Origin of the sequence: Novosphingobium sp. BL-52-GroH (genome assembly GCF_044813085.1) — a bacterium.
Classification (GTDB): Bacteria; Pseudomonadota; Alphaproteobacteria; order Sphingomonadales; family Sphingomonadaceae; genus Novosphingobium.
This window is the reverse complement of the sequence record NZ_CP171149.1, coordinates 728,614-752,158: the sequence shown is the minus strand read 5'-3', so window position 1 is coordinate 752,158 and position 23,545 is coordinate 728,614. Positions and strand designations below refer to the sequence as shown.

At 64.3% G+C, this 23,545-nt stretch carries 20 protein-coding genes and 1 pseudogene; 14 read left to right on the top strand and 7 right to left on the bottom strand.

What is annotated here, in order from left to right:
* The first annotated feature begins 72 nt into the window (after positions 1-72).
* The 3 genes and pseudogenes from ACFFDA_RS03310 (at position 73) to ACFFDA_RS03300 (ending at position 3,795) form a co-directional block, all read left to right on the top strand.
* Positions 73-2,103, top strand: coding sequence for a DUF3857 domain-containing protein (locus ACFFDA_RS03310; protein ID WP_404478172.1), 2,031 nt, complete (start codon positions 73-75; stop codon positions 2,101-2,103).
* A gap of 92 nt (positions 2,104-2,195) precedes the next feature.
* Positions 2,196-3,025, top strand: a pseudogene (locus ACFFDA_RS03305) (DUF692 domain-containing protein).
* A complete protein-coding gene (locus ACFFDA_RS03300; RefSeq protein WP_404478171.1) occupies positions 3,022-3,795 on the top strand; it encodes a putative DNA-binding domain-containing protein in 774 nt (257 codons plus the stop codon). The pseudogene ACFFDA_RS03305 and the gene ACFFDA_RS03300 overlap by 4 nt, the downstream one beginning before the upstream one ends.
* Positions 3,796-3,930: 135 nt before the next feature.
* Here ACFFDA_RS03300 and ACFFDA_RS03295 read toward each other — a convergent pair whose 3' ends face one another.
* Positions 3,931-4,755, bottom strand: coding sequence for an IclR family transcriptional regulator C-terminal domain-containing protein (locus ACFFDA_RS03295; RefSeq protein ID WP_404478170.1), 825 nt, complete (start codon positions 4,753-4,755; stop codon positions 3,931-3,933).
* Positions 4,756-4,973: 218 nt separating this feature from the next.
* Between ACFFDA_RS03295 and ACFFDA_RS03290 the strand changes: the two genes are divergently transcribed.
* The 3 genes from ACFFDA_RS03290 (at position 4,974) to ACFFDA_RS03280 (ending at position 8,731) form a co-directional block, all read left to right on the top strand.
* Entirely contained in the window at positions 4,974-6,239 is a 1,266-nt protein-coding gene (locus ACFFDA_RS03290; RefSeq protein ID WP_404478169.1) for an FAD-dependent oxidoreductase, read from the top strand.
* Between the two features lie 51 nt (positions 6,240-6,290).
* A complete protein-coding gene (gene rutA / locus ACFFDA_RS03285) occupies positions 6,291-7,388 on the top strand; it encodes a pyrimidine utilization protein A (protein WP_404478168.1) in 1,098 nt (365 codons plus the stop codon).
* Between the two features lie 485 nt (positions 7,389-7,873).
* Complete coding sequence (locus ACFFDA_RS03280; protein WP_404478167.1) at positions 7,874-8,731, top strand: SDR family oxidoreductase; 858 nt, start codon at positions 7,874-7,876, stop codon at positions 8,729-8,731.
* A gap of 2 nt (positions 8,732-8,733) precedes the next feature.
* On the opposite strand, the gene ACFFDA_RS03275 is transcribed toward ACFFDA_RS03280, so the two are convergent.
* From ACFFDA_RS03275 to ACFFDA_RS03255, 5 genes are all read right to left on the bottom strand, one after another.
* Positions 8,734-9,588 (bottom strand): SDR family NAD(P)-dependent oxidoreductase, encoded by an 855-nt coding sequence (locus ACFFDA_RS03275; RefSeq protein WP_404478166.1) that lies wholly within the window; start codon positions 9,586-9,588, stop codon positions 8,734-8,736.
* Positions 9,585-10,766, bottom strand: coding sequence for a CynX/NimT family MFS transporter (locus tag ACFFDA_RS03270; RefSeq protein ID WP_404478165.1), 1,182 nt, complete (start codon positions 10,764-10,766; stop codon positions 9,585-9,587). Before ACFFDA_RS03270 ends, ACFFDA_RS03275 begins: the two co-directional genes overlap by 4 nt.
* An 80-nt stretch (positions 10,767-10,846) precedes the next feature.
* Complete coding sequence (locus tag ACFFDA_RS03265; protein ID WP_404478164.1) at positions 10,847-12,007, bottom strand: FAD-dependent monooxygenase; 1,161 nt, start codon at positions 12,005-12,007, stop codon at positions 10,847-10,849.
* A gap of 28 nt (positions 12,008-12,035) precedes the next feature.
* Positions 12,036-12,959 (bottom strand): NmrA family NAD(P)-binding protein, encoded by a 924-nt coding sequence (locus ACFFDA_RS03260; protein WP_404478163.1) that lies wholly within the window; start codon positions 12,957-12,959, stop codon positions 12,036-12,038.
* A 174-nt stretch (positions 12,960-13,133) separates the two neighbouring features.
* Positions 13,134-14,384 (bottom strand): Rieske 2Fe-2S domain-containing protein, encoded by a 1,251-nt coding sequence (locus ACFFDA_RS03255; protein WP_404478162.1) that lies wholly within the window; start codon positions 14,382-14,384, stop codon positions 13,134-13,136.
* A 440-nt stretch (positions 14,385-14,824) separates the two neighbouring features.
* Between ACFFDA_RS03255 and ACFFDA_RS03250 the strand changes: the two genes are divergently transcribed.
* From ACFFDA_RS03250 to ACFFDA_RS03215, 8 genes are all read left to right on the top strand, one after another.
* Positions 14,825-15,658, top strand: coding sequence for an alpha/beta fold hydrolase (locus ACFFDA_RS03250; RefSeq protein ID WP_404478161.1), 834 nt, complete (start codon positions 14,825-14,827; stop codon positions 15,656-15,658).
* Positions 15,659-15,688: 30 nt separating this feature from the next.
* A complete protein-coding gene (locus ACFFDA_RS03245; RefSeq protein ID WP_404478160.1) occupies positions 15,689-16,474 on the top strand; it encodes an SDR family NAD(P)-dependent oxidoreductase in 786 nt (261 codons plus the stop codon).
* Positions 16,471-17,217 carry an SDR family NAD(P)-dependent oxidoreductase gene (locus tag ACFFDA_RS03240; protein ID WP_404478159.1) on the top strand — a complete coding sequence of 249 codons (747 nt, stop codon included), beginning with the start codon at positions 16,471-16,473 and terminating at the stop codon, positions 17,215-17,217. Before ACFFDA_RS03245 ends, ACFFDA_RS03240 begins: the two co-directional genes overlap by 4 nt.
* 94 nt (positions 17,218-17,311) lie before the next feature.
* Positions 17,312-18,223: a LysR family transcriptional regulator gene (locus ACFFDA_RS03235; RefSeq protein ID WP_404478158.1), complete on the top strand. Its 912-nt coding sequence runs from the start codon at positions 17,312-17,314 to the stop codon at positions 18,221-18,223.
* 127 nt (positions 18,224-18,350) lie between these two features.
* The gene (locus ACFFDA_RS03230) at positions 18,351-19,229 is read left to right on the top strand and encodes an acetoacetate decarboxylase family protein (protein WP_404478157.1); all 879 of its coding nucleotides are present in this window, start codon (positions 18,351-18,353) and stop codon (positions 19,227-19,229) included.
* An 83-nt stretch (positions 19,230-19,312) separates the two neighbouring features.
* Positions 19,313-20,083 carry a cupin domain-containing protein gene (locus tag ACFFDA_RS03225; protein WP_404478156.1) on the top strand — a complete coding sequence of 257 codons (771 nt, stop codon included), beginning with the start codon at positions 19,313-19,315 and terminating at the stop codon, positions 20,081-20,083.
* 4 nt (positions 20,084-20,087) lie between these two features.
* Positions 20,088-20,798, top strand: coding sequence for an SDR family NAD(P)-dependent oxidoreductase (locus ACFFDA_RS03220; RefSeq protein ID WP_404478155.1), 711 nt, complete (start codon positions 20,088-20,090; stop codon positions 20,796-20,798).
* A gap of 5 nt (positions 20,799-20,803) precedes the next feature.
* Positions 20,804-22,054 (top strand): MFS transporter, encoded by a 1,251-nt coding sequence (locus ACFFDA_RS03215; protein WP_404478154.1) that lies wholly within the window; start codon positions 20,804-20,806, stop codon positions 22,052-22,054.
* 59 nt (positions 22,055-22,113) lie between these two features.
* Here ACFFDA_RS03215 and ACFFDA_RS03210 read toward each other — a convergent pair whose 3' ends face one another.
* Positions 22,114-23,448, bottom strand: a complete 1,335-nt coding sequence (locus ACFFDA_RS03210) for an SDR family NAD(P)-dependent oxidoreductase (RefSeq protein WP_404478153.1) — start codon at positions 23,446-23,448, stop codon at positions 22,114-22,116.
* Between the last annotated feature and the right edge of the window lie 97 nt (positions 23,449-23,545).

The window sequence follows — 23,545 nt, the reverse complement described above, 5'->3', positions numbered from 1 at the left end:
CATTCGCGACCTCATCAAACGCTTGCTTATCCGGCGATCGCGGACATTATGGCGTGAATCAAGGGGGTTGATGTGCGTCTACCAATTTTCGTATGTCTGGCAGCCGCGATCGCCGGAGGGGTTGCCCATGCGGACAGCAACCAGGTCCAGCGCGGGCCGGTGCCCAAGTGGGCGCTACCCTCGGAGCCGCTGGCGGTTCCCGGCGATGCCACGGGTGCGGTGTTCATCCGTCAGCAGGACAGCGAAGTCCACCTCGATGAAAAGGGCCAGCAGCTCTACTACGCCTATCGCATCAAGATACTCCATCCTAATGCGCTGGATATCGGCAACCTCTCGCTGGCGTGGAACCCGGCTGCAGGCGCCCCCGTGGTACATGTCATCAAGATCCACCGCGACGGGGCGGTGGTCGACGTGCTGCAAAAGGCCTCGTTCGAGATCCTGCGCCGCGAGAATCAGCTCGAGGCGGCCCGGCTCGACGGCACCCTGACCGCAGTGCTGCGCGTACCCGATCTGCGGGTAGGCGACGAAATCGAGTTCGGCGCGACGCTCCGCACCAGCGATCCCACGCTGGGCAAGGACGATGCCGGCGTGCTGCTGCTTGGCCCCGAGCCGGTGCCCGGTCGCTATCACCTGCGGCTGAGCTGGGAAGGGCGCGACAAGCCGAGCATCAAGATGACCGCAGACATGACGGCGGTGGCGCAGCAGAGCGCAAACGCGATTGACCTGGGCTTCGACAATCCTGCCGCGCTGACCCCGCCCAAGGACGCGCCGCCGCGCTACCAGTGGCAGCGGGTGGTCGAATACAGCAGCTTCGCTGACTGGCAGGGCATCTCGCGCCGCTTCGCTCCGCTGTTCGCGGATGCCTCGAAGTTGGGCGCCAGCTCGCCGCTCAAGGCCGAAGCCGCCCGCATCGCTGCCGCCAACGCGCAACCGATGGAGCGGGCCGCCGCTGCGCTCAAGCTCGTGCAGCAGGACGTGCGCTACGTCTACGTTGGCCTCAACGGCGGCAATTTTACGCCCGCCACGGCGGAGGAAACGTGGCAGCGCCGCTACGGCGACTGCAAGGCAAAGACCGTGCTGCTCCTGGCCCTGCTACGCGAACTGGGCGTGGAGGCCGAGGCGGTGCTGGCCAACAACAGCGGCGCCGACGACGGTATGGACGAGCGGCTGCCCAGCCCGCGCATGTTCGACCACGTGCTCGTGCGCGCGCGGATCGACGGCAAAGGCTACTGGCTGGACGGCACACTGCCGGCCGTGGCAGCCCCGGCGGGCGAACCAGTCATGCCCTATCGGTGGGTGCTCCCACTGACGGGGCAAGGCAGCGGGCTGGAGCGCCTGGCCTGGACGCCTGCGGCCAGGCCCGATGAAGTTACCCTGTTCGAGATCGACGCGCGCGCCGGGTTCGACAAGCCTGCCCGGATCACCAACACCACGATCAAGCGCGGGGTCGAGGGACTGCAACAGGAAGTGCAGTTCTCGGCACTGACGTCGGCACAACTGCTCGGCGCTTTCCGCCAGAACGCGATCGGCAGCACCTGGCAGACGATCGAGGACGTTCGGTGGCGCTACGACCGCAAGGCACAGGCCAGCGTGCTGACGGTCATCGGCACCGGCACGGTTGACTGGGACGATCAAGGTAACGGATCGAAGGGGCTGGCCCTGCCGGGCGGCGGCTTCAACCCGCCTGAAAAACGGCTGCGCGCGGCAGAGCAGAACCAGGACCTGCCGTTCTACAACAAGCCGGATTTCGACTGCCGCGTCACCACCGTCCGCCTGCCCACGGCGACGAAGCTGGGGCAGTGGACACACAAGGGTGACATCAACACGCACATGTTCGGCCAGGCATACTACCGCGCATTCGACTTGCGCGATGGAGCGCTGCGCATGGTCCGGGGCCTACGCGTCGAACAGACCGAAGTGGATGCGGCCACCGCGCTGCATGATAATGGCCGCATCGGCAGGTTCGACAACAGCATGGCCTGGATTACCTACGATCCCACCGGCGAGGATGCACCGGCCAAGGCGCCGAGGCCGGTCCCGGCAACTTACGAGATCGACTGGACGGCCGACAGTGTCCCCTGCCTGGCCTCCGCCGGGCAGTGACTGCATGGTCCTCTTTACCGACCGCACCACTCGTATCGCCGGCTCAAAAGCTTCTTCCCAAACCTACGGGATGAAGCGATCGTCTATGAGGAATGTCGATCCCGTCCTTTTCCGGTTTCGGACTTGGCCTTCGCAAACAGCATTATGCCGATTTCCTGGACCGTCGCATCGAGGTTGATTTTCTTGAAGTGATCTCGGAGAATTTCATGGTCGACGGCGGCCGCCCGCGGCGTATCCTGCGCGACATTCGCGCCCGCTACGCCGTCGCCCTGCATGGCGTGTCCATGTCCATCGGCTCCGCCGACGGCCTCGATCGAGCCTATCTCACCCGGCTTCGCGCGCTGGTGGATGACATCGAGCCGCTGTTCGTATCGGATCATCTCAGCTGGTCGCGGATCGAAGGGTTCAGTTCGCACGACCTGCTGCCATTGCCCTACACGCAGGAAGCATTCGACATCGTCAGCGCCAATATCGACCGCGCACAGAACGCGCTGGGCCGTGCGATGCTGATCGAGAACCCCTCGACCTATATCGATTTCGCACCGGCCGACATGACCGAATGGCAGTTCATCGATGCCTTGTGCGCGCGAACGGGCTGCGGACTGCTGCTCGATGTCAACAATGTATTCGTGAGCGCCAGCAACCATGGCTTCGATCCCATCGCCTATCTCGATGCCCTGCCGCATGACCGCGTGCGCCAGATTCATCTCGCCGGGCACAGCCCGACCATCTGCTGATCGACACGCACGACCAGGCAGTGCCCCCGTCCGTGTGGCAGCTCTATGCACACGTCCTGCCGAAGCTGGGGCCGGTCGCGACGATGATCGAGCGGGACGACGCTATCCCGCCGCTGGTCGATCTTCTGGCCGAACTTTCCACTGCGCGACGGATCGCCGCCGGAACCATGGAGGAAGCGGCATGAGTCTGCTGGCGCTTCAGCGCGACATGCGTGACTGGTTGATGCGAGAAGACGGACATGCCGCCGATCGCATCGGTACGACGGCGGGGCCGGGCCTTGCCGTCTATCAGAATAATTACCGCGCCCAGCTTGTCGCCTGTCTGGAAAGCAGCTTCCCGAGAACCCGTGCGTGGATCGGCGAGGAGATTTTTATTCACGCCGCCGTGGATCACATTGACCGCGTCCCGCCGAGCAGTTGGACGCTTGACGCCTACGCTCGCGATTTTCCGGCAACGCTTGCACGGCTTCACGCCGCCGATCCCGAGATTGCCGAAATCGCCGGCATCGAGCTTGCACTGGAAGAGCTGTTCGTCGCAGCCGATAGCCCTGCCGTCGGTCTCGAAGGTTTGGGCGGCGTCGATTGGGATCGCGCGGTGTTGACGTTTGCGCCGTCGATCGACCTTCTGCACCTTAACAGCAATAGCTTTGCCATATGGTCGGCCTTGGTTGATCGGAAGCAACCGCCTGCGCCGCAACATTTGAACAGGCCAGATGTCGCCCTGTTGTGGCGTCAGGGCGAACAATGCCGCATCAGGACTGTGGACGATGCCGAATTGCAGGCGCTGCTCAACCTGCGTTGCGGCACGACATTCGGCGCATTGTGCCGCGATGTCGCGCTGTTGCTCGGAGAAGAGGCCGCCATGGCGCTTGTTGGGCGATGGCTGGGCTCATGGCTTTCCGATCATATGGTCATCGCCATAGACGATCGCGAGCAATCCGCGTGCCGATCTTGATTTCGCTGCCGGATTACTGCCACCGATATCTGACCGGAGTACGGGTGACATGTCATGACATCGTGTTTTTTTGCGCGCTTTCGTGATAAGTTGGGGTTGGTTTCATCAGTTTATGACTGGGACAAGAATTTAAAACTATGGAATGGCGCTATTCATTTCTGCGGCCGCCACTTTTGAGCCAATGCGACTTGCTGCATCCTTCAAAAGATCCGCGTATCGAGCAGTCGCATCCTGCATGGTCATAGCTTTGTCGAAATAGACGAGCCCCAAACAGGCTCTCAGATTGCCATTGACATGCACCGGAACCGCGATCGTCGAGGTTTTCCCTGGGGTTTCGTTATGCTGAGCGCGCGCATGGGTAGCGTAACCTTGCCGACGAATTTGCTCGATGTACGTCTCATCGTGGATAATTTGATGAGCTTGTAGAAAATCGTTCTCGTCAGCAGGGAAAATTTTTTCGGCTTCGAATAAACGTTCTCTTTCCTCCGTCGGACAGAATGCAACATAGGCCTTTCCGGCACCACATTCGAAAAGTGGCATCGAATAACCAGGATAATAATTGCTGAACGTCTGAGTTGTAAGTGGATGCGTGGAGTCCTTGATTATCATTTTGTTGCCGATGCGCACCGAGAGTGCGACGGGCCATAGCACTCGCGATGTCAGGTGCACGAGTTCCTCGCGCGCATTGACTACGAGGACATCATCTCTTTGAAAGCCAGACACGAGTGACCATACCAGTTCGGTCGGCCGATAGCGTTTGCGCGAAGGTTCACACTCTATGTAACCTTCGCTAAGAAGCGTCATGACCATGCGATAGGCTGTCGCATAGGGAAGTCGGCAAGCTTCCTTGATTTCCAATATCGTGGGGCTTCCCAGCCTGCTGATAGTCTTGAGAACCTCCAGAGCTCTCGCAACGGCTCGAATGGGAACCGCGCCGCTCGTAGTTGCATCCATATTCATGCAGCAACCAGACCTTTTATATCGGGAACCGAAGAATGATTATGCCAGAACTGTAGTATGGCCTGGCGCGTTTGATGACGATGTGCACATCGGCCAGCAGATGCATACTAGCCCAGCCTGAAATTCACCAGATGAATTTGGCTGCCGGAGATGCTGCAATCGCTAACCCAACCTTTAGCCTCCTCTCTATCGGATATTGACGGTGGTGGAGATCGGCCATGGTAGAAGTATTGCAATCGAGACAAACCGCCCATGGAGGAAAACCGGTGCTTATCGCGGGCGCGGGACCTGTGGGATGTGCCCTTGCCCTCTATCTCGCGCAGGCGGGCGTTCCAGTTGTACTGTTCGAGAGTTCGAGCGAATTGCCGGAGGATTTGAGGGCCTCGACGTTCCATCCGCCGACGCTGGACCAGCTGGATCAACTCGGACTGACGGAGAAACTGCTCCCGCAGGGTCTGATCGTGCGTGACTTTCAGTTCCGAGAACGGGCGAGCGGCGAATCCGTCACTCTGAGTTTGTCAAGCTTGGCAGGAAGGACGAATCATCCTTATCGGCTCCAGTGCGAGCAGTACAAGCTCACCCGGACGGTGGTGGACATGCTGGCGCAGTACGACCATGCCGAGGTACGCATGGGTTGTGAAGTGCTGGGCTACCGGGAAACGCCAGATGGTGTCTCGGCGCTCGTCTTTGACGGACAGGTAGAAAAGGCGATCCAAGGTTCGTTCCTGGTTGGAGCCGATGGCGCAGGAAGCCGAGTGCGACAAGCCTCGGGTACGCTTTTTGAAGGAATGACATACCCAGAGCGCTTTCTGGTCGTCTCGACGACATTTCCGTTCGAGGAACATTTCGAGGATTTGCGCTGGGTGAACTACGTGTCGGACCCCGAGGAGTGGTGCGTCATGCTCAAAACGGTGGACCTTTGGCGCGTCCAGTTCCCCACTGCGGCCGATGCCAACCCGGAGATGTTACTTTCAGACGAATACATCCAGGATCGTCTTCAGCGGCTACATCCCAACCCGGAGCAGTACGACATTCACCATCGCACGCTCTACCGAGTGCATCAGCGGGTCGCTGCGACCTATCGGGTCGGCCATCGGGTCCTGGTCGCGGGCGATGCAGCGCACGTCAACAACCCGCTGGGTGGAATGGGCATGAACGGCGGCATCCACGATGCGTTCAACTTGGGCGAGAAGCTGCTGGCGATCATTTTTGAAGGCGCCAGCCTGGACGACATGCTCGATCTCTACGACATTCAGCGGCGCGGCATCTGCGTCTCGTTCATTCAGAGCAAGACCAAGGAAAACAAGCAGTCCATGGAAGCCAAAGGCGAGGGCGCCCAAAGGGCGCGCCGTGAAAAGTGGCGCGCACTGGCGGCATCCCAGGAAGCACAGGACGCCCACGTCCTTGAATCCTCGATGATAAAATCGCTGGCGGACTGCGCGCAGATCAAGCTGCCGGATCGCGGCCAATTGGTGGTTCGGTAACGTCATGCCATTCCATCGTTCTTTTGTATCCGGTTTTGTTAGGAGCACCCCATGGATATCGGTCTGTTCATTCCCATCGGCAACAACGGCTGGCTGATTTCCGCCAATGCGCCGCAGTACAAGCCCAGCTTCGAAATGAACAAGAAGCTGGTGCAGACCGCGGAAGCCTACGGCTTCGATTTCGCGCTCTCGATGATAAAGTTGCGCGGTTTCGGCGGCAAGACCGAGTTCTGGGACTACAACCTGGAAAGCTTCACGCTGATGAGCGCGCTCGCCGCGGTCACCACCAGGATCAAGCTCTTCGCCTCGACCGCGATCCTCACCTTGCCGCCCGCGATCGTCGCGCGCATGGCGGTGACGATCGATTCCGTCGCACCGGGCCGTTTCGGCGTCAACGTCGTCACCGGCTGGGCCAAGGGCGAGTACGAGCAGATGGGCGTGTGGCCGGGCGACGAATATTTCGGCCACCGCTACGACTATGCCAGCGAATACGTGAAGGTCATGCAGGACCTGTGGAGCGAGGGTAAGTCCGACTTCAAGGGCGAGCACTTCCAGAAGGATGACTGCCAGCTCCTGCCCAAGCCCTCGCAGGGCAAGATCGAGATCGTCGGCGCCGGCCAGTCGGCGCGCGGCATGGAATTCGTCTCCAATTACGGCGACTACAACTTCGTCACCGCCGGTGGCGTCAACAAGCCGACCAAGCACGCTCCTACCGTGGAAGCATTGGTCGAGGCCGCCGCCAAGACCGGTCGCGACGTGGGTGCCTACATCCTGTGCATGGTCATCGCCGACGAGACCGACGAGGCTGCCATGGCCAAGTGGCAGTCCTACCGCGACGGCGCCGACGTCGACGCGCTGGCCTGGATGAGCGACCAGGGCGCCGCCGACAAGACCGCCGGCGAAGGTTCGACCGCGCGCCACATCAACCTGCCCGAGGGCGCCGTGAACCTGGGCATCGGCACGTTCGTCGGCTCGTGGGAAACCGTCGCCGGCCTGCTCGACGAAGCGGCCGCCGTTCCCGGCACCAAGGGCATCATGCTGACCTTCGACGACTTCGAGAAGGGCCTCGTCGACTTCGGCGACAAGATCCAGCCGCTCATGGCCTGCCGCGCAGATCGCATGGCGGAGATAGGCGATACCGGCCGCTAACCTGCATATTGCAACGTTTCCAGCAGTTGCTCGGTTTCTGCGGGCTTATGCTGATGCAGGAAGGCCCCGGAGGCATCGATATCGATGCTGGTGACGGGGCGGCCAGTCTCGCGACAGACTTGGTGCATGCTCTGGTTACCCTTGCCGTAGACGGCCGCGGGGCGCCGATGATCGTGACGGGCAGGGTGTGTTCGCGGAAGTAGGCGCGGTGGGCTTCGGCATTCGCCTTGCGCACCTCATGCATGTCCATCTTGTCGTGGCATAGGCGGACTTGATCTCCTGACGGCCGCATCGTTCTGGCCTGGTCGATCCTAGGCGAAACGGGCGCGGGAGCGGAATGCGCTCTTGGTCTAGCGGTCGCGCCTTCGGGCATTGGCATTGGCGCGCCGGCGCGGTCAGGATGGCGCACGTCGCGGCCGGGCCGTCTTTGCGATGGTCTTCCCTCCGACACCTCCGGAACAACGCTACATCTAAGGAATGCGCAGATGACCCAGCCCATACTCGTGACCGGCGCATCCGGCCGCACCGGCAGCGCGATCGCCGCCGCGCTCGTCGCCCGGGGCATCCCGGTGCGCGGCATGGTGCGCAGAGATGCGCAGGCCCTGAAGGTCGAGGGGATGGGCGTGCGGCCCGTTCACGGCGACCTCAACGATCCGGCCAGCCTCGTCGCCGCCGCGCAAGGCTGCGCCACGCTCATCCACGTCGGCCCGCCGATGGACCCACGCGAGGTTGAGCAGACCGATGCGATGCTGGCGGCGGCACGGGCAGCGGACGCGCGGCATTTCATCTACTATTCCGTGATGCAGCCACTGCGTCGCGAGGTGGAGCACCACAAGCTCAAGCTTATTGCCGAGGAGCACGTGGTCGAAAGCGGGCTGCCTTACACGATCCTGCAGCCCTCACGCTACATGCAGCACCTGGAGCCGATCCTCGCCCAGGTTCGCGAAGGCGTGCATGAGATGCCCTTCAGCATCGACGCCACGTTCAACGTGGTCGACCTGATGGATCTTGCCGAGGCTACCGCCGTCGTAGCCGCGACGAAAGACTACCTTTACGCCACATATGAACTGGCCGGCCCCGAGGCGCTGAGCCAGCGGGCGATGGCCGAAACGCTATCCACGGCGCTGGGCCGCACGGTAGAGGCGCGCAAGGTCGACATCGAGGAAATGGCGCGCAGAGCCGCGGCGAAAGGCGTACCAGCCGAACGTATCGAGCGGATGGCGAAGATGAACCGCCACTACGATCACCATGGCTTCCGCGGCAATGCCAACGCCCTGCGCTGGCTGCTCGGCCGCGAACCGACCACGTTCGCGGCCTATGTCGACCGGCTGCTCGCGGCGTAAGGTCAGGAGGACGCCGCGACCCGCGCGGCGTCCTCGGGCGCGAGGGCGGGGTGCCAGTTCGCGCCGACCCAGCGCTTGCCGGTGATCCCGGCCGAGGCCTCGGAGGCCAACCACACGACCGGCGCGGCCATCACCTCGGGGGGAAGCAGACCCGGCGTGCGGCCTTCCTCGATCGTACCGGCGCGTTCGGGCCAGTCTATCAGGGGCCGTTCGCCCGGACGTCCGCCGGCGATGAAATCGGTGTCTGTCTGCCCGCCCGGCAGCAGCAGGTTGACAGTCACACCGCTACCCTCCAGATGCCGCGCCCAGGCGCGGCTCTGTGCCTCCAGCGCCGCCTTCGACGGGCCATAGGCGCCGCCGATCGCCATCTCCATGGTGGGCTTGGAGGTGGAGATGTTGATTACCCGGCCGAAGCCGCGCTCGACCATACCGGGCACCACCTCGCGCGCCATGAACCAGGCTCCGGCGACGTTTCCGACCAGCATCTCGGCATAGGGCCCGGTGTCGAGCGCCCACGGATCGATGCCCAGGCTGGTGTCGTGGCTGGCGGGCTGCTCGCGCGGGCCGCGCGCCGCATTGTTGACGAGGATGTCCACCGGGCCGAGCGCCGCCCCCGCCGCTGCCACGCTGTGCGCGCAGGCGGCGGGGTCGGCGACGTCGGCCATGACGGCGAAGGCCCGTCCGCCGGTCAGCCTCGAAAGCTCTGCATGCGCTTGTGCCAGTTCACCTGCGGAACGGCCCGCGGTGATCGTGACGGCGGCTCCGGCCCCGGCCAGCGCCCTGGCCATCACGAGGCCGAGACCGCGTGCTCCGCCGGTTATGAAGGCGTGGCGCCCTGCAAGGGAAACGCTGTTCACACCGTCTCCGTGGACAAGGTCGCGGCGATGTTGCGATGGATCATGATCGAGGCCACGAGACCGGCAACGAGCAGGACGACATTGACCGTGAACGGCAGTGTGTACGAACCGCTGGCGTCGTACATCACTGCGGTGAGCCAGGCCCCGGCCGCCGAGCCGATGGATTCGAAGACGACGAAGGCGCCCAGCACCCGCGTCAGCGCGTCCCCTGGGAAGATCTCGCCGATTTTCAGCTGGGCAAGCGGGAAGCATCCGCCCCAGCCCAGGCCGGACAGGAATAGCGCGAAAATCGCCGCTTCGCGTGTGAACAGCACCAGCAGCAGGGCTCCGACCGTCATCAGCCCCAGCGAGAGCAGCCAGGCGGTCTGCAGGCGGAAGCGGATCAGCAGGAAGCCCGAGCCGAACTTGCCGACGAGCGCGGCGGTGAACATCAGGCTGACGCCGCCCGCCGCTGTCGCGAGCGGCAGGCCCTGGCCGCGCAGCATCAGCGCGGTGTGCGATGCGGCGCAGGAGGAGACGTAGAACGCAGGCACGATCGCCATCATCATTGCCAGCGCGCGTCCTGAAACCAGCAGCCTGAACGAAAAGCCCAACTGCGGCGTCTGCGCCGCCTGCCAGCGGCCCATGCGTGTGTCGCGCGGCGTGCGGATAGAAAGGGTCAGCGGCAACAGGACCAGCGGCGCCAGCGCCATGACCCCGAACACGCCGCGCCAGGGTAATTCGGCCAGCAGCGCGGTGATGGCCTGCGAGGTCACGATCGCCCCGCAACTCGATCCAGAAACGCAGATGCCCAGGGCGATGCCGCGGCGCGGATCGTCGGTCGGGAACCAGCGGCTCAGGATCACCATCATCACGACGACGTGGACACAGGCATAGCAGAAGCCCAGCAGGGCATGGGCAATGTAGATCATCGCGATCGAGGTCGCGACCGCGTAGCCCGCCATCACCGCTGCGAAGCAGACCAACCCCGTGGCGACCACCGTCCTTGCGCCGAAGCGGTCGCACAGCCGGGCCATGAACATGCATGAGAACGACGCCGTGAAGATATAGATCAGGTCGCGGAACTTGAGCACGCTGCGGGTGATGTGAAGCTCGTTCAGGATGCGCTCGTCGAACATCGTGATCCCGCCCAGTGCGGTACCCTGAACCAGCATGGTCGACACGAAAAGCGCGGCCACGATCAGCCAGGCATGACGATCGCTCGCAGCGCCCGGCCTCGTTGCGACGGCCGGGGCGGCGCAAATGCCGCGCGCCCCGCTCACAGGGCGACCGTCATGGCGTTGTATTCGTTGAGGTCGACTTCCATCGCCAGCGACGATTCGTCGGCTTCGTCGGCGCGGGTGTTGTAGTAATGCGCGTGAGCGCGGCCCTTGAGCATCGTGTAGGCGGTACGCGGCCGGCGCAAGTCTTCGTACCGGGCCAGCGCGGCGGCGGTATCGTCCCGCGCTTCGAGCAGGCGGGCGAGGATCATTGCGTCCTCGATCACCATGCCCGCCCCCTGGCCGAGGAACGGCAGCATCGGATGCGCCGCATCGCCCAGCAGGGTCACCGACCCGACCGACCATTGTTCGCGCACGTCGCGGTCGAACAGGCCCCACTTGAACAGCCCGCCCTTGGGCGTGGCGGCCATCGCCGTCGTCACCGCGGGGTGGAAGTGCGCGAAGCGATCCATCATCTCCTCGACCGTGGAGGGGATCGCCCAGCCTTCTTCCGCCCAGCCGTCGACGACCGCGAAGCCGAGGAAGTTGAGCAGCGTTTCCTGCCGGACTGGATAGTGCGCCACGTGGCAGCCTTCGCCGATGTGGATGCCGACCGGCTCGGCGCGGAAGTCGTCGGAAAGGTCGGTCATCGGCACCAGGCCGCGCCAGGCGACGATCTGCGTGAAGCGAGGCTGTTCGGTACCGAACAGGTCCGAGCGCACTTTCGAACGGATACCGTCGCAGCCCACGATGATGTCGGCCTCGATCCGCTGGCCGTTGGTGAACGTTGCCGAGGGGCGCTCGGCATCAGGCTCGATCCCGGCCAGTTCCCAGCCCAGCTTGACCGATCCGGGCGCGCGTTCCTCCAGCGCCTTGACCAGCATGTCGTGCAGGTCGCGGCGATGGATCTGGAGCAGGGGGGCGCCGTACGTGGGGCGCATCATGCTCTTGCGCTCGAACATGCGCAGGACTTCGCCGGTCTCGCCGTTGCGGATCATCTGGTGGATGGGTTCCTCGCCGATGCGTTCGAGTTCGTCGAACAGGCCGAGGTGCGCCAGCACTTTCGTGGCGTTCGGCCACAGCGTCAGCCCCGCGCCCACTTCGCCGAGGATTGGCGCACGTTCGTAGATGGTCGGCGCGAACCCGCGCTGGCGCAGCGCCAGGGCCAGCGTGAGTCCGCCGATGCCGGCACCGATTATCGCAATTTCACGCTGCACCATACGTCTCCATGAATTTCAGTTTCGCGGCTCAAGATGCCTGCGGGATCAAGTTCTGCGTGGCCTGCCATGCCGCGAGGTCGCGGGCGAGGAAGGCAGCGAAAGTCGTCGGCGCGCGCCCGAGCAGTGCGCGCAGGACAGTCGAGGAGCCGTCGAAGTGGTTGTCGCTGTACCAGTCGGCCACGGTGGTGAAGAGGCGGACCCGTTCGGCGAAGCGGGCTTGGTCGGGGTCGGGTCCGAACACGTTTTCGATGACCTCTTCGGGCATCACCCTGACCGTGCCGACGCTGCGATCCAGCAGCGCCGACAGTTGTTCGGCGATCTGCCCGGCGGTCAGGCACGCGCCCGAGCACAGCTCGTACGTCGCGCCGTGATGCGCAGCCGGCCCTTCGACGAGGACCTGTGCCGCGACTTGTGCGACGTCGGCGAGATCGACGAGGGCCTGCCGTCGATCGAGGCTCCAGGTCAGACGGAAGGGATCGCCAGCGAAGGCGGCGCGGTGCTGCAGGGTCTGCATGTAGTGCGCGGGCTCCAGCACCGTCCAGCGCAGGCCGGATTCTATCAGCGCGACCGATACGCGCAGCTTCATAGCATGCTGGGTGAGCGCGGGTATCTGCGGGTGTAGGACCGAACCGAACACGAAATGGTCCACGCCTGCGCCGCGCGCCGCGCGGATGGCGGCGAAGCCGATCTCGTCCTCGCGCGGGTGAGCATTGGGGCCGAGGTGATAGACCGCGTCGGCTCCCGCCATCGCCTGCGCGAGCGCACCCTCGTCAAGCAGGTCGGCCCTGATCGCCCAGGCAGCCCCGAGCCGCTGCAATGCGGCCTCGTCGGCGGCAATGTCATAGGCTCGCACCGTGCATCCGTGCGCGACGAGGCGGGGGATCAGCAGGCGCCCCTGGTTCCCCATCGCCGAAGTGACGAGGATCGTGGGCGAAGCGGCGGTGGCGCTCATGCCGGGGGCCGATGGGTCTGGAGGCGGGTCGTTGACGGCATGGCAAGGAAAATCCTGGCAGGAAGGGCGTGGGCCGGGCGGCGCAGGCGCACACCGACGGCCCGCGCTTGCGGGGGGGATCGCAAATGGTGCTCCCCCGGCCGTCGTGGGGGCGGGCGAGCTGTGCGGTGAAACTCAGGCCGGCTGTGCGATCGCGCGCCAACTCTCTCCGGCGGGAACGTCGATCACGCGGGTACGGATCTCGGCATAGTCTGCGGGATTTTCCGGACGACCCCAAGGATTTCGGCCGTCGTCTATGTCCTTGAGCGCTTGGAGCATGCCCTTGCGGAAGCGCACCAGCGTCATGTCACTGGAGCTGAGATGTTCGAAGCGCCGGTCCACTACCGGGCCCATCGACTGCAGTACGGCAAAATCCTCGTAGAAGACGTGGCGGTTGGTGATGCCGCTGAAGTGGCCGTTCTTCATTGCCTCGCGGTCCTGGGGCCAGCCGAGCGGGCCGGGGGCGGGATCGGAGATGTCGTTCTTGTCCTCATGCGTGTAGAACCAGATCTTCTCGACCTCTCCCGACTTGAAGGCGCGAAAGGGGTTGTAGGTGACGTGGATCTGCAGGCTGTTGTTGTCATCGATCGGAACCGCGATCACGATCGAACGCTCGTTGCCCTCGGTGCCGGGCAAGAATGCGTAGAATGGCGCGACCACTTCGCGCAGGCGCACGTCGCTCGACCCGTCGGCACGGTTGCGGATCGCTGCTTCGCGCACGCCGAACGGGGTGTCTTCGAATTCGAGCTTGGGGGCGCTGTCGACTTCCCAGTTCTGCGCGTTCTGCTTGGCGTTGTCGGTCATCGCCAGTTCCACAGAACTGCGGTGCAGATAGCCCAAGTGGGCCGAATCGAGCACCGATTCCAGGTTCTGCAGCCAGTTGAACGGCAGGATCGCGATCTTGATGTCGATCTGATCGGGCGCGAGGCCGGTAAATTCGAACGCGGGGAACGGCGGGGCGGAGTCCTTGGGGCCCAGGTAGACCCAGATCATTCCGCCTGCCTCGTGCGCGCTGTAGGCGCCGAGCTTGACGCGCTTCATCAGCGCTTTGCGATGCGCAACCTGCTCGGTCGGCGCTTCGATGAGGCTGCCATCCTGATCGTACTTCCAGCCGTGGTAGATGCAACGCAGGCCGCCTTCCTCGTTGCGCGCGATCGACATCGAGGCGCAGCGGTGGGGGCAACGCTCGTCGACTAGGCCGACCGTGCCGTCGGGACTGCGGTAGGCGACGAAGTCTTCTCCGATCAGGCGGACCTTCACTGGCGCACCGCCCGCTTCCAGGCGTTCGCTGCGCAGGACGGGAATCCAGTAACTGCGCATCAGTGCATGCATGGCGGTGCCTGGGTTCACCTGGGTGAGAAGTTCGTTGTCGGCGGCACTGAGCATGGATCAATTCCCTCAAAAGAGACGGGCGCGCGAAGTACAGACAGGTCACCGGCGGACGGAAGAACGCCGTGCGACCGGCGCCGTGTTGCGGTTCGTATTCAGTTTCGACCGCGTCTTGCTTCGGTGGGACCCTGCTGCCCTTGCGCACCCTTCGAATGCCCCGGCAGGCTCTCGCGACTGGCCTGCACAGTCAAGCCCGGCGCAGATGCCATAAACGCACAAGGGTATGCGCAGTTGACGAAAGGGCGCAGGTCTGCCGGCCATGGCCGTCCGGCATTCGCGCCAGTCCGCATATGCGCATCCGTCAACGGGGTCGGAGTATACCGGCATCGACAGTCTCCATGACCGGCCGCATCAATCGCGTTCCGACCCGATCCCGTGCGATCGGGGGCAGGCGGGTCTCTCTTGGAGACTTTCGCTCGAACCTAAGGATTTGCATCATGGCGACGGCAAGCGAGAACGGCATCCACTTGTGGTACGAGACCAAGGGCGAAGGCCCGCCGGTGATGCTGATCGGGGGCTTCGCACTCATCGACGCGCAGTATGAATTCGTGGTCGACGATCTCGCGCAGCACTACAAGGTCGTCAACTGGGCATTCCGGGGCAGCGGCAAGTCCGACTGGACGATGGCGTGCCCGCCCACGGTGGACCAGTACGCCGAGGACATGCGGATCGTGCTCGACGCCGCCGGAATCGAGAAGACCGCGATCTGGGCGACCTCCACGGGCGCGCCGGTCGGCCTGCGCTTTGCCGCAAAGTACCCCGAACGGGTCTCGGCGCTCTGCACGTATCCCTGGTTCAAGAGCGACGATACCTGGCGCGGGATCATGGATGCTGCCTACTACGTGGGCAAGTATTTCGGCGTGGACCACATGTCGCGTATGTTCGCGGGATCGGTCTTCCCGGCCGACCTGCTCTATGCCGAAGGTGGCATCGCCTACGAGGTATGGGCCAAGAAGCGGTACATCGAGAACGTCAATCCCAACACGCTCAAGTGGGTGATCGAGGCGTACAAGGAAGTCGACCTGACCGGCGACGTCAAGCGCCTGGAATGCCCGACGATGCTGCTGATGGGTAACGACTCCGCCCAGAACGACCGCGAGGAACTGAAGGAAGTGTCCTTCGACTACCTGGTCAACAGCTTCCTCGCGCTGAAGCCCGATGCCGAAGTCGCGACGATCGAGAACGCGGGCTCGACGTACTGCATGATCACCAGCCCCGACAAGTGCAGCGCGGCAGCGATCGAGTTCTTCGACCGCGCGATCCCGCGCTAAGCGGCTCGCAGTTCTAGAAAGGGGATCGCCATGGGGAAACTCGACGGCCGCGTGGCGATCGTCACCGGCGGCGGGCGCGGTATCGGCAGGGCCACTGCCGAACTCTTCGCACGCGAAGGCGCGTGCGTGGTGGTGGCGACCCGATCCGAAGCGCCTGGCGCGGAGACGGTAGCGGCCATCCGCTCCGCCGGCGGCGAGGCCTGCCTGGACGTGGTCGACATGGGGCAGCGCCGGGACGTGGCCGCGATGGTCGAGCGCGCGGTCACGACGTACGGCGGGCTCGACATCGTCCTGCACAACGCGGCCTACATCCCGTTCGGGGCGATCGGCGAACTTGCGGACGCCGATCTCGACAAGGTCTTCGACGTCGGCCTGAAGGCATGCTTTTGGCTGGCGGCGGATGCCTTGCCCCACCTGGAGAAAAGCAGCCACGCGCGGATACTCATCACGTCCTCGCTCGCGGGGACGCGCCGCAATTTCGTCAATCTCGTGCATTACGGTGCGCTCAAGGCGGGGGTGAACGGCTTCATTCGCGGGGCGGCGCTGGAACTGGCGCGCAAGGGGATCAACGTGGCCGGGATCGAGCCCGGCCTCGTCCTCGGCCATGCCTTGCGCGAAAGCGCCTCGGACGAAGCACTCGACGCGATGGCCTCGGTCATCCCGATCCCGCGCGTGGGCATGCCCGCGGAAATCGCGCAGGGGTTCCTTTACCTCGCCTCGGACGAGGCGCGGTACATCACCGGGCAGACCATCGCCATCGACGGCGGCATATCGGTCGGCCGCCTGGACAACCTGAAGTTCGATCGTCTGCCATGAACGCGGACGCCGCCGCGCCGGCCGCGATCGTCACCGGGGGGGCCAGCGGCATCGGCGCGGCGACCAGCCTTGCCCTGGCGGCGGCAGGGCACCGGGTGGCGCTGGTCGATACCGATGCGGAACGCGCGCAGGCGCTGGCCCGGCAGAGTGCCGCGATCGTGCCCTTCCGATGCGACATTGCGGACATCGACGCCTTGCCCGGGCTCGTCGCGGACATTGCGCAGCGCCTTGGACCGCCTCGGGTGCTGGTGAACAATGCGGCGAAAGGCGGCGGCGGGGCGATCGAGACGGTCGCTGCCGATGCGTTCGACCGCGTGTTCGCCGTTTCGGCGCGCGGGAGCTTCTTCCTGACGCAGGCCGTGGTTCCGGTGATGGCGGCGGCGGGCGGCGGCGCGATCGTCAACGTCGGATCGCTGATCGCCGCGCGCGGTGTGGAGGCGAACTCCCACTACGCGGGGGCGAAGGCGGCGATGATCGGGTTCACGCGGGCCTGGGCGCAGGAATTCGCCTCGCGCCGGATCACCGTCAACGCCGTGCTGCCCGCATTGACGGACACTCCGATGACGCGCGCAGCGATGGCGCTCGATGAAATAGCGGCGAAGGCGGCCTCGATCCCAATGGGACGGCTTGCCCAGCCGTCCGACTGCGCGGACCTGATAGTGTTCCTGGCATCCGCACAGGCGCGTTTTCTGACCGGCCAGGTCCTCAGCCCTAACGGGGCGGAGTTCACCGGCGCGCTGTGACGATCGGCAAACGCAAAGCAGCTTCACCGCCTGGCGAACAAATGGGCCGAATGCCGGCTTGACCCGCCGATCCCCTGCAGGTTTATGTCGTGCGATGAACATTCAGCATTTGCGACATTTCGTTGTCACCGCTGACACTGGCAACATGCTGAAAGCGGCTGAGACGCTCAATATCAGCCAGTCTGGGCTTTCGCGAAGCGTCGGCGCTCTCGAAAATCTGCTCGGCCTGCCATTGTTCGAACGCAGCGCGAAGGGTGTCGAACTGACCGCCTTCGGAAGACAGTTCTACCCCCACGCGCGGCTGATGCTGAACGAATACAATCGTTCAATGGACGAACTGAAGACCTATCAGAATCTCAAAGGCGGCTCGCTCCGCATCGGCATCAATCACAGCTTCGCCTATGTGTTGATCCCAGGCGTGATCGCGGAACTCGTGCGGCGTTGGCCCGGCATTCATGTCGATATCGAAAGCGACAACTACGCCGCGCTCGTATCTGACCTGTCGCACGGCGACATCGACATAGCCTTCTCTCTCTACACCACGGGCAGCATGCACGATCACCTCGATTACGAGCCGCTGTTCGATATACGCACGCGCGTGTTCGCTAGGGCGGACCATCCGCTGCGCGACAGCAAGCAGATCGGCCCCAAGGAGTTGGCGGCGGCGAATTGGTGCCTAATCAACGGAGCCTCCGTACAATCGGCTTTCAGCGCGTTCTTCACTGAAAACGGTTTGGAACCGCCACCTGTCGCGATGCAGTGTTCGTCCGTTGCGCTCATGGCGTCGGTGGTGGCGCAGTCGAACCTGCTGACGATCCTGCCTGAAGAACTGATCCAGAAGACGCGCGGTTTTTCCATCGAGCCGTTGCAGGGTTTCGACTTTACGTTCGGCGTCGCCCATGTCGGCCTCGTTCGCCGCAAGGGCAGTTTCGATTCCCCTATTGCCGAGCGCTTTTCGCGTCTGCTGCGCCGCGATGCCGGCAAGGTGGAATCCACTTGGAAATAGCAAGGATACAATGCGGGTCTCGCTCGACCGGGCCATGCGCATGTGTGATACCAACCTACATGAACCGCGATTTCCTTTGAACGGCCGACAAGGGAAACAAGTGCCAACGCAGTGATGGAGCAATGCGATGGAACTTCAGGCAGCAGAGCCGGTGACGACTGACACGACGACGAGCGGCGAGGATACGCCTGCTCCCAAGCATACCATTCCGCCATCGACCAAGATCACGCCGGATGCGCCTACCTATATACCAACGGGCTTCGCTGCACGCCGGGAGGGATGGACCGCGCCGTTCCTGTCCTCCCCCGTCAACGAGCCGCCGCATCCCATGGAGATGTGCCGCGCGATCATGGTCGAGTTCGAACTCGATCCCGAAGCGGCCCGTGCTGCGGTTCCCGATCCCCTCGTTTGGGAAGAGGGCACGACCGGCGTGGCCATCATCGGTGACAACCGCCAGATGCCCACCTCGCAGAAATTCCAGGAAGGCATGATCCTCCTGCAGGTCCGCTTCGGTGACATGGTCGGCACCTACGTGCCGTATATCTGGACTTCGACCGACGAGGCACTGATCGCCGCGCGCGACGTTTCGGGTCGCCCCAAGGCGATCTGCGAGCACAACGAACTCGAAGTCATGGGCAGCCTGGTCAAGGGCAAGATCGTGCGCCGCGGCGAGACGATGATGCGCGCATCGGTGACGCTGGAGCATCCTGCCGAACTCAAGGAACTGCCCTTCTCGCGCGACTGGCTGTCGGTCCGCAAGATCCAGATGCCCGAGTCAGGCCGCCCCGCGCTCAAGCAGGTCATCCACCATCCGACCGGCGAAGGCTTCAAGCTGCATTCGATGTGGCGCGGCCGCGGCTTCGTCGAGTTCCCGGGCCAGTCGTTCTCGGCGGTCCATGAACTGAAGCCGGGCAAGATGGTCAATGCCTGGATGATCGAGATGGGTTGGATGCTCGGCTGGGGCAAGATCCTGTGGGAGAACTGGGTACCCGCCACGCAACCCTGATTGCCTTCACGGGCGCCGGCGGAGGCGATGTCGTCCCCGCTGGCGCCCGATCCACTCCTGGAACAGTCTGTGAGGACCAAGTCATGCGCGAAGCCGTACCCTTTCTCGACACCAACGCCATGGAGTGGGCGCCCGGCGAACTGCACGGTCAGTTCACCAAGATGTTGAGCCACGACCCGGAAACGGGCGCACGCACCGCCTTGCAGCGCATCGATCCCTCGTCGGGATACGGTGCGCCCGCCAAGCCGCATTACCATTCGGGCGACGAGGAAATCTTCGTGGTCGACGGCAAGTTCTCCTTCGACGGAGAGAACTGGCTGGGCCGCTATTCCTACTGTTTCCACCCCACCCACACGGTGCACGGATTCAAGTCGGAAGTGGCGGAGGAGAGCTTCTTCCTGTCCAAGATCAAGACCCACCTCGATTTCAACTTCAGCGAGGAATATCGCGACCTTGTGCCGTTCAATCTCGACGGTATCGAACCCGAGCGCGGCGTGAGCGTGATCGGCGATCCGATGAAACAGGAATGGCAGGACGTCGCCGGGCCGGACGGGACCACGGTGATGCGCCGCCTGATCCTCTCGCGCCACCCCGGGACGGGCGAAGGTGCGATGCTGGTGCAGTTCATGCCCGGCTTCGTCAGCGAGCACGGCCCTCACTACCACACCAGCGACGAAGAGGTTTTCGTCATGGAAGGCGAAATGGAGACGACCGACGGCGTGGTCTTCGGCCCCGGCTGTTATACCTACAAGCCTGCGGGCACCGTCCAGTCGCCGCTGCGCAGTACCAAGGGCGCGATTTGCTACGTGCTGCACGCAGGCAACCTCGATTTCGTTCCGGCCGGGAATGCCTGATCGCATGATGGTGAAGGACAAGGTCGCCATCGTTACCGGCGCGGCGCGGGGCATCGGCGCCGCCGCTGCGTTGGCGCTCGCACGGGACGGCTATCACATCGAAGCGAGCGACATCGATGGCGACGGGCTGGCCCGAACCCAAGCGGCGATCGTGGACGCGGGCGGTTCGGTCGTGACCGGCCTGCTCGACGTGCGGTCCAGCGAAGCGGTGGCTGCCTATGCCGCCGGGGTCGAGGGGCGCCATGAAGGCATCGACCTGCTGGTTAGCAATGCCGGGTTCGCCTCGATCGGCTATCTGGAAGACATCGACGACGCGCATTGGGAGACGGTCACCGACCTCAACCTGACCAGCCACATGCGCCTGGCGCGCGCCTTCGTGCCGAGGATGAAGGCGCGGACTTCGGGACGTATCATCTGCCTTGGTTCGATTGCCGGGCATACGTACGGCTGGGCCGGGCGCCTAGCTTATGCGTCGTCCAAGGCCGGTGTTACGGGGCTCGTGCGTACGCTGGCGATGGAACTGGGTCCGCACGGCATCACCGTCAACGGCGTCGCCCCGGCCGGGCTCCATGCCGCCGTGGAGCAAGTCCCGCTGGGCCGGGTCGGCACCAACGAAGATATCGGAGACTTCATCGCCATGCTGGCATCGGACGGGGCACGCTTCATGACAGGGCAGATGCTGTCGGTCGACGGCGGCATGAGTGTGTCGCTCTGAACCGGTTGCGCCCCCTGATCCCGGTCGGCCCAAGCTACGGCTGGGTCGTCGCCGGCACGCTGACTGTCCTTCTGGCCATCAGCCACGGCCTCATCGGTTCCGGCATCTCGGTATTCGACGCCGCCATCCTGCACGACCTGCACATATCGCGCGCAACGCTGAAGTTGCGTGACGTCGTGCAACTGTTCGGCGGTGGCCTTTGGGCCATGGCGATTGGCTTCGCGGCCGACCGGTTGGGGCCCCGCACGGTCATCTACGCTGGGCTTTTGACGCTGGGCGTCGCCCTGTTCGGCTATGGCTACGTCACCGACGTGCGGCAGATTTATGCGTTGCACGTCCTGCTCGCCTTCGCCTATTCCTCTTGCCACGTCGTCGTCGTGCTGCTGGTGCTGACCCGCTGGTTCGCGCAGCGGCGGTCTACGGCGCTGGGGATCATCCTGGCGGGCGAGAGCCTGGGCGGGTCGATCCTTCCACCGGTCATCGCATATCTCATCGGCAACTCCGGATGGCGCGAATCCATGCACATGCTGGCTCTGCTGCCGGTCGGGCTCGCGCTGTTGCTGGTCCTCCTGCTGCGCGGCAAGCCGCAGGACTTCGGGCAGATGCCGGTCGGCGGCGCTTCCGGTTCGGATATCGAGCAGGCCGCCGAAGTTGCCGCCGATCCTTCGCTGCGCATCCGCGACTATCTGCGATCCGGCCAGGTCTGGCTGATCCTGGCGATCGGCGCGGCCTTGTTCTACACCGGTGGCGGGGTTGCGGCGCACAGCTTCCTCTATTTCAGCGACCGTGGCTTCAATCCCGAGTGGGCTGCTTCCAGCCTCAGCCTGATCTTCGTGGGCGGGCTTGTCGGCAAATCGTGCAGCGGTTTCCTGTCCGAACGCTGGCCCGGCCTCGGCGTGTGGATGGCTTTCCAGGCGACGATGCTGGTTGGCGTCACCTGCCTGACGATCGCGACCCCGCTGACCGTATGGCCCGGGGTCGCGCTGTTCGGCTTGGGTTGGGGTGGCAGCTATACCCTGACCCAGGCGAACGTGATGGAGCGTTTCCGTGGCCCCTATCTCGGTCGTCTTGCCGGCCTGATCGTGCTGGTCGAAGGCCTGTCTGCCGGGATCGGATCGTTCATGGGCGGCTTGCTGCACGATATCACCGGGTCTTATACGCAAGCCTACCTCGTGATGACTGCCAGCGTGCTCCTGGCGATCGTGCTGACCCAGCTCCTGCGTATGGCGACGCTGCAACCGGTCCCGGTCCGCTGACCCATAGGCGTAATGAAAAGGGCCGGCTGCGCGAAATCGCAGCCGGCCCTGTTTTCGTGTCACGGGAAATTCAGCTCCAGACCACCTGATACGTGTATCGCCTGTCCCGTCACCGGCGCCGCCGCCTCCGTAAGCAGCCAGCACAAGGGGCGTGCAACCTCCAGAGGAGTGGTCACCCGCCCCAGCGGCGTGCGCGGCTCGATCCGGGCGCGGAATGCCTGCGCGCCCGCTTCGCCCAGCGATTCCGTCACACCCTGGGTCCAGATCAGACCCGGCTGCAACGCATTGATGCGGATCCGGGGATGCGCGCGTTGCAGCGTCCTTGCGCGCGCGATGCTGGCACCGATCACCGCCGCCTTGGTCGACGAATAGGCCGCCGCGCCCGGTCCGCCGCGCAGGCCCGCCACCGAACTGACGTTGACGATCGCACCGCCGCCCGATGCCCGCAGCGCGGGCAGGGCCGCGTCCATGCCCAGCATCGTTCCGGTATAGTTCACCGCGACAAGGAAGCTCAATTCGTCGCCCGTCAGCAGGTCCAGCCGCCGATTGACCGATTCGCCGGCATTGTTCACCAATCCGTGGAGCGCGCCGCGGGCCGCTACCACGCTGTCTATGCCCCGTGCCCAGGCATCAGCGTCGGTCACGTCGAGGGGGACGACCATGCCGTCGCCGCCTGCCTCGCGCACCATCGCCAGCGTCTCGTCGGCCAGTGCCGTCTTGCGGCCGCCTACGGCCACGAACGCGCCGAGGCTGCCCGCAACGATGGATGCCTGCCGACCCAACCCCGAAGTCGCCCCGGTTACCAGCACCGTGCGCCCATCGAGCCGGGCGTCGCCCAATGACGTGGTGTCGTCGAGCGCGATTTCAGCGCCGCTCATGAAGGCGGAACGGGTATCGCACAAGAACCGCACCGCCTCGGCAATCGCGGCGGGGGCGGCCTGATCGGCGATGACCAGGCGGTTGGCGCGAGGGCGGCGCTCCATGCCGATCCCGTCGATCATGGCCGCGCCCATGCCGATGCGCTGCGCCTCGACGGCGGCATCGCGCGCAAAATCCGCGCCGTCTGGGGAAAGGTGCTGGCTGACGAAGATGCCGCGCTCTCCCGGCGGAAGCAGGCGCAGCATTTCGCGCATGGCGAACCACTGGCGGGCCAGCACCTGCGGGCCAGCAGTGCCGACTGGCGGCGCGCAGAAGACGATCGCATCGACCGGGCCGTGGCGGGTCAGCACTGTTTCGCTCAATGTGTTCCAGCTGCCGTCGTCGTCGGGATCGAGCGGTAGTTCGCTGGCCGGTGCGGCGGCGCGCAGGACCTGTTCGAACAGATCAGAGACGGCAGACACGGTCGTATCGGCAAACGGCGAGCCGCCGTCGATCACGAGGCAGGTAGTCGGCATGCGGTTTAGGCTCCAGTAAGCATCCGAAGGTGAAATAGGGAAGAAGTCCGGTCCTGGCGATCGCACGATCGGGCAGTCTCCATGCCGAATACGCATG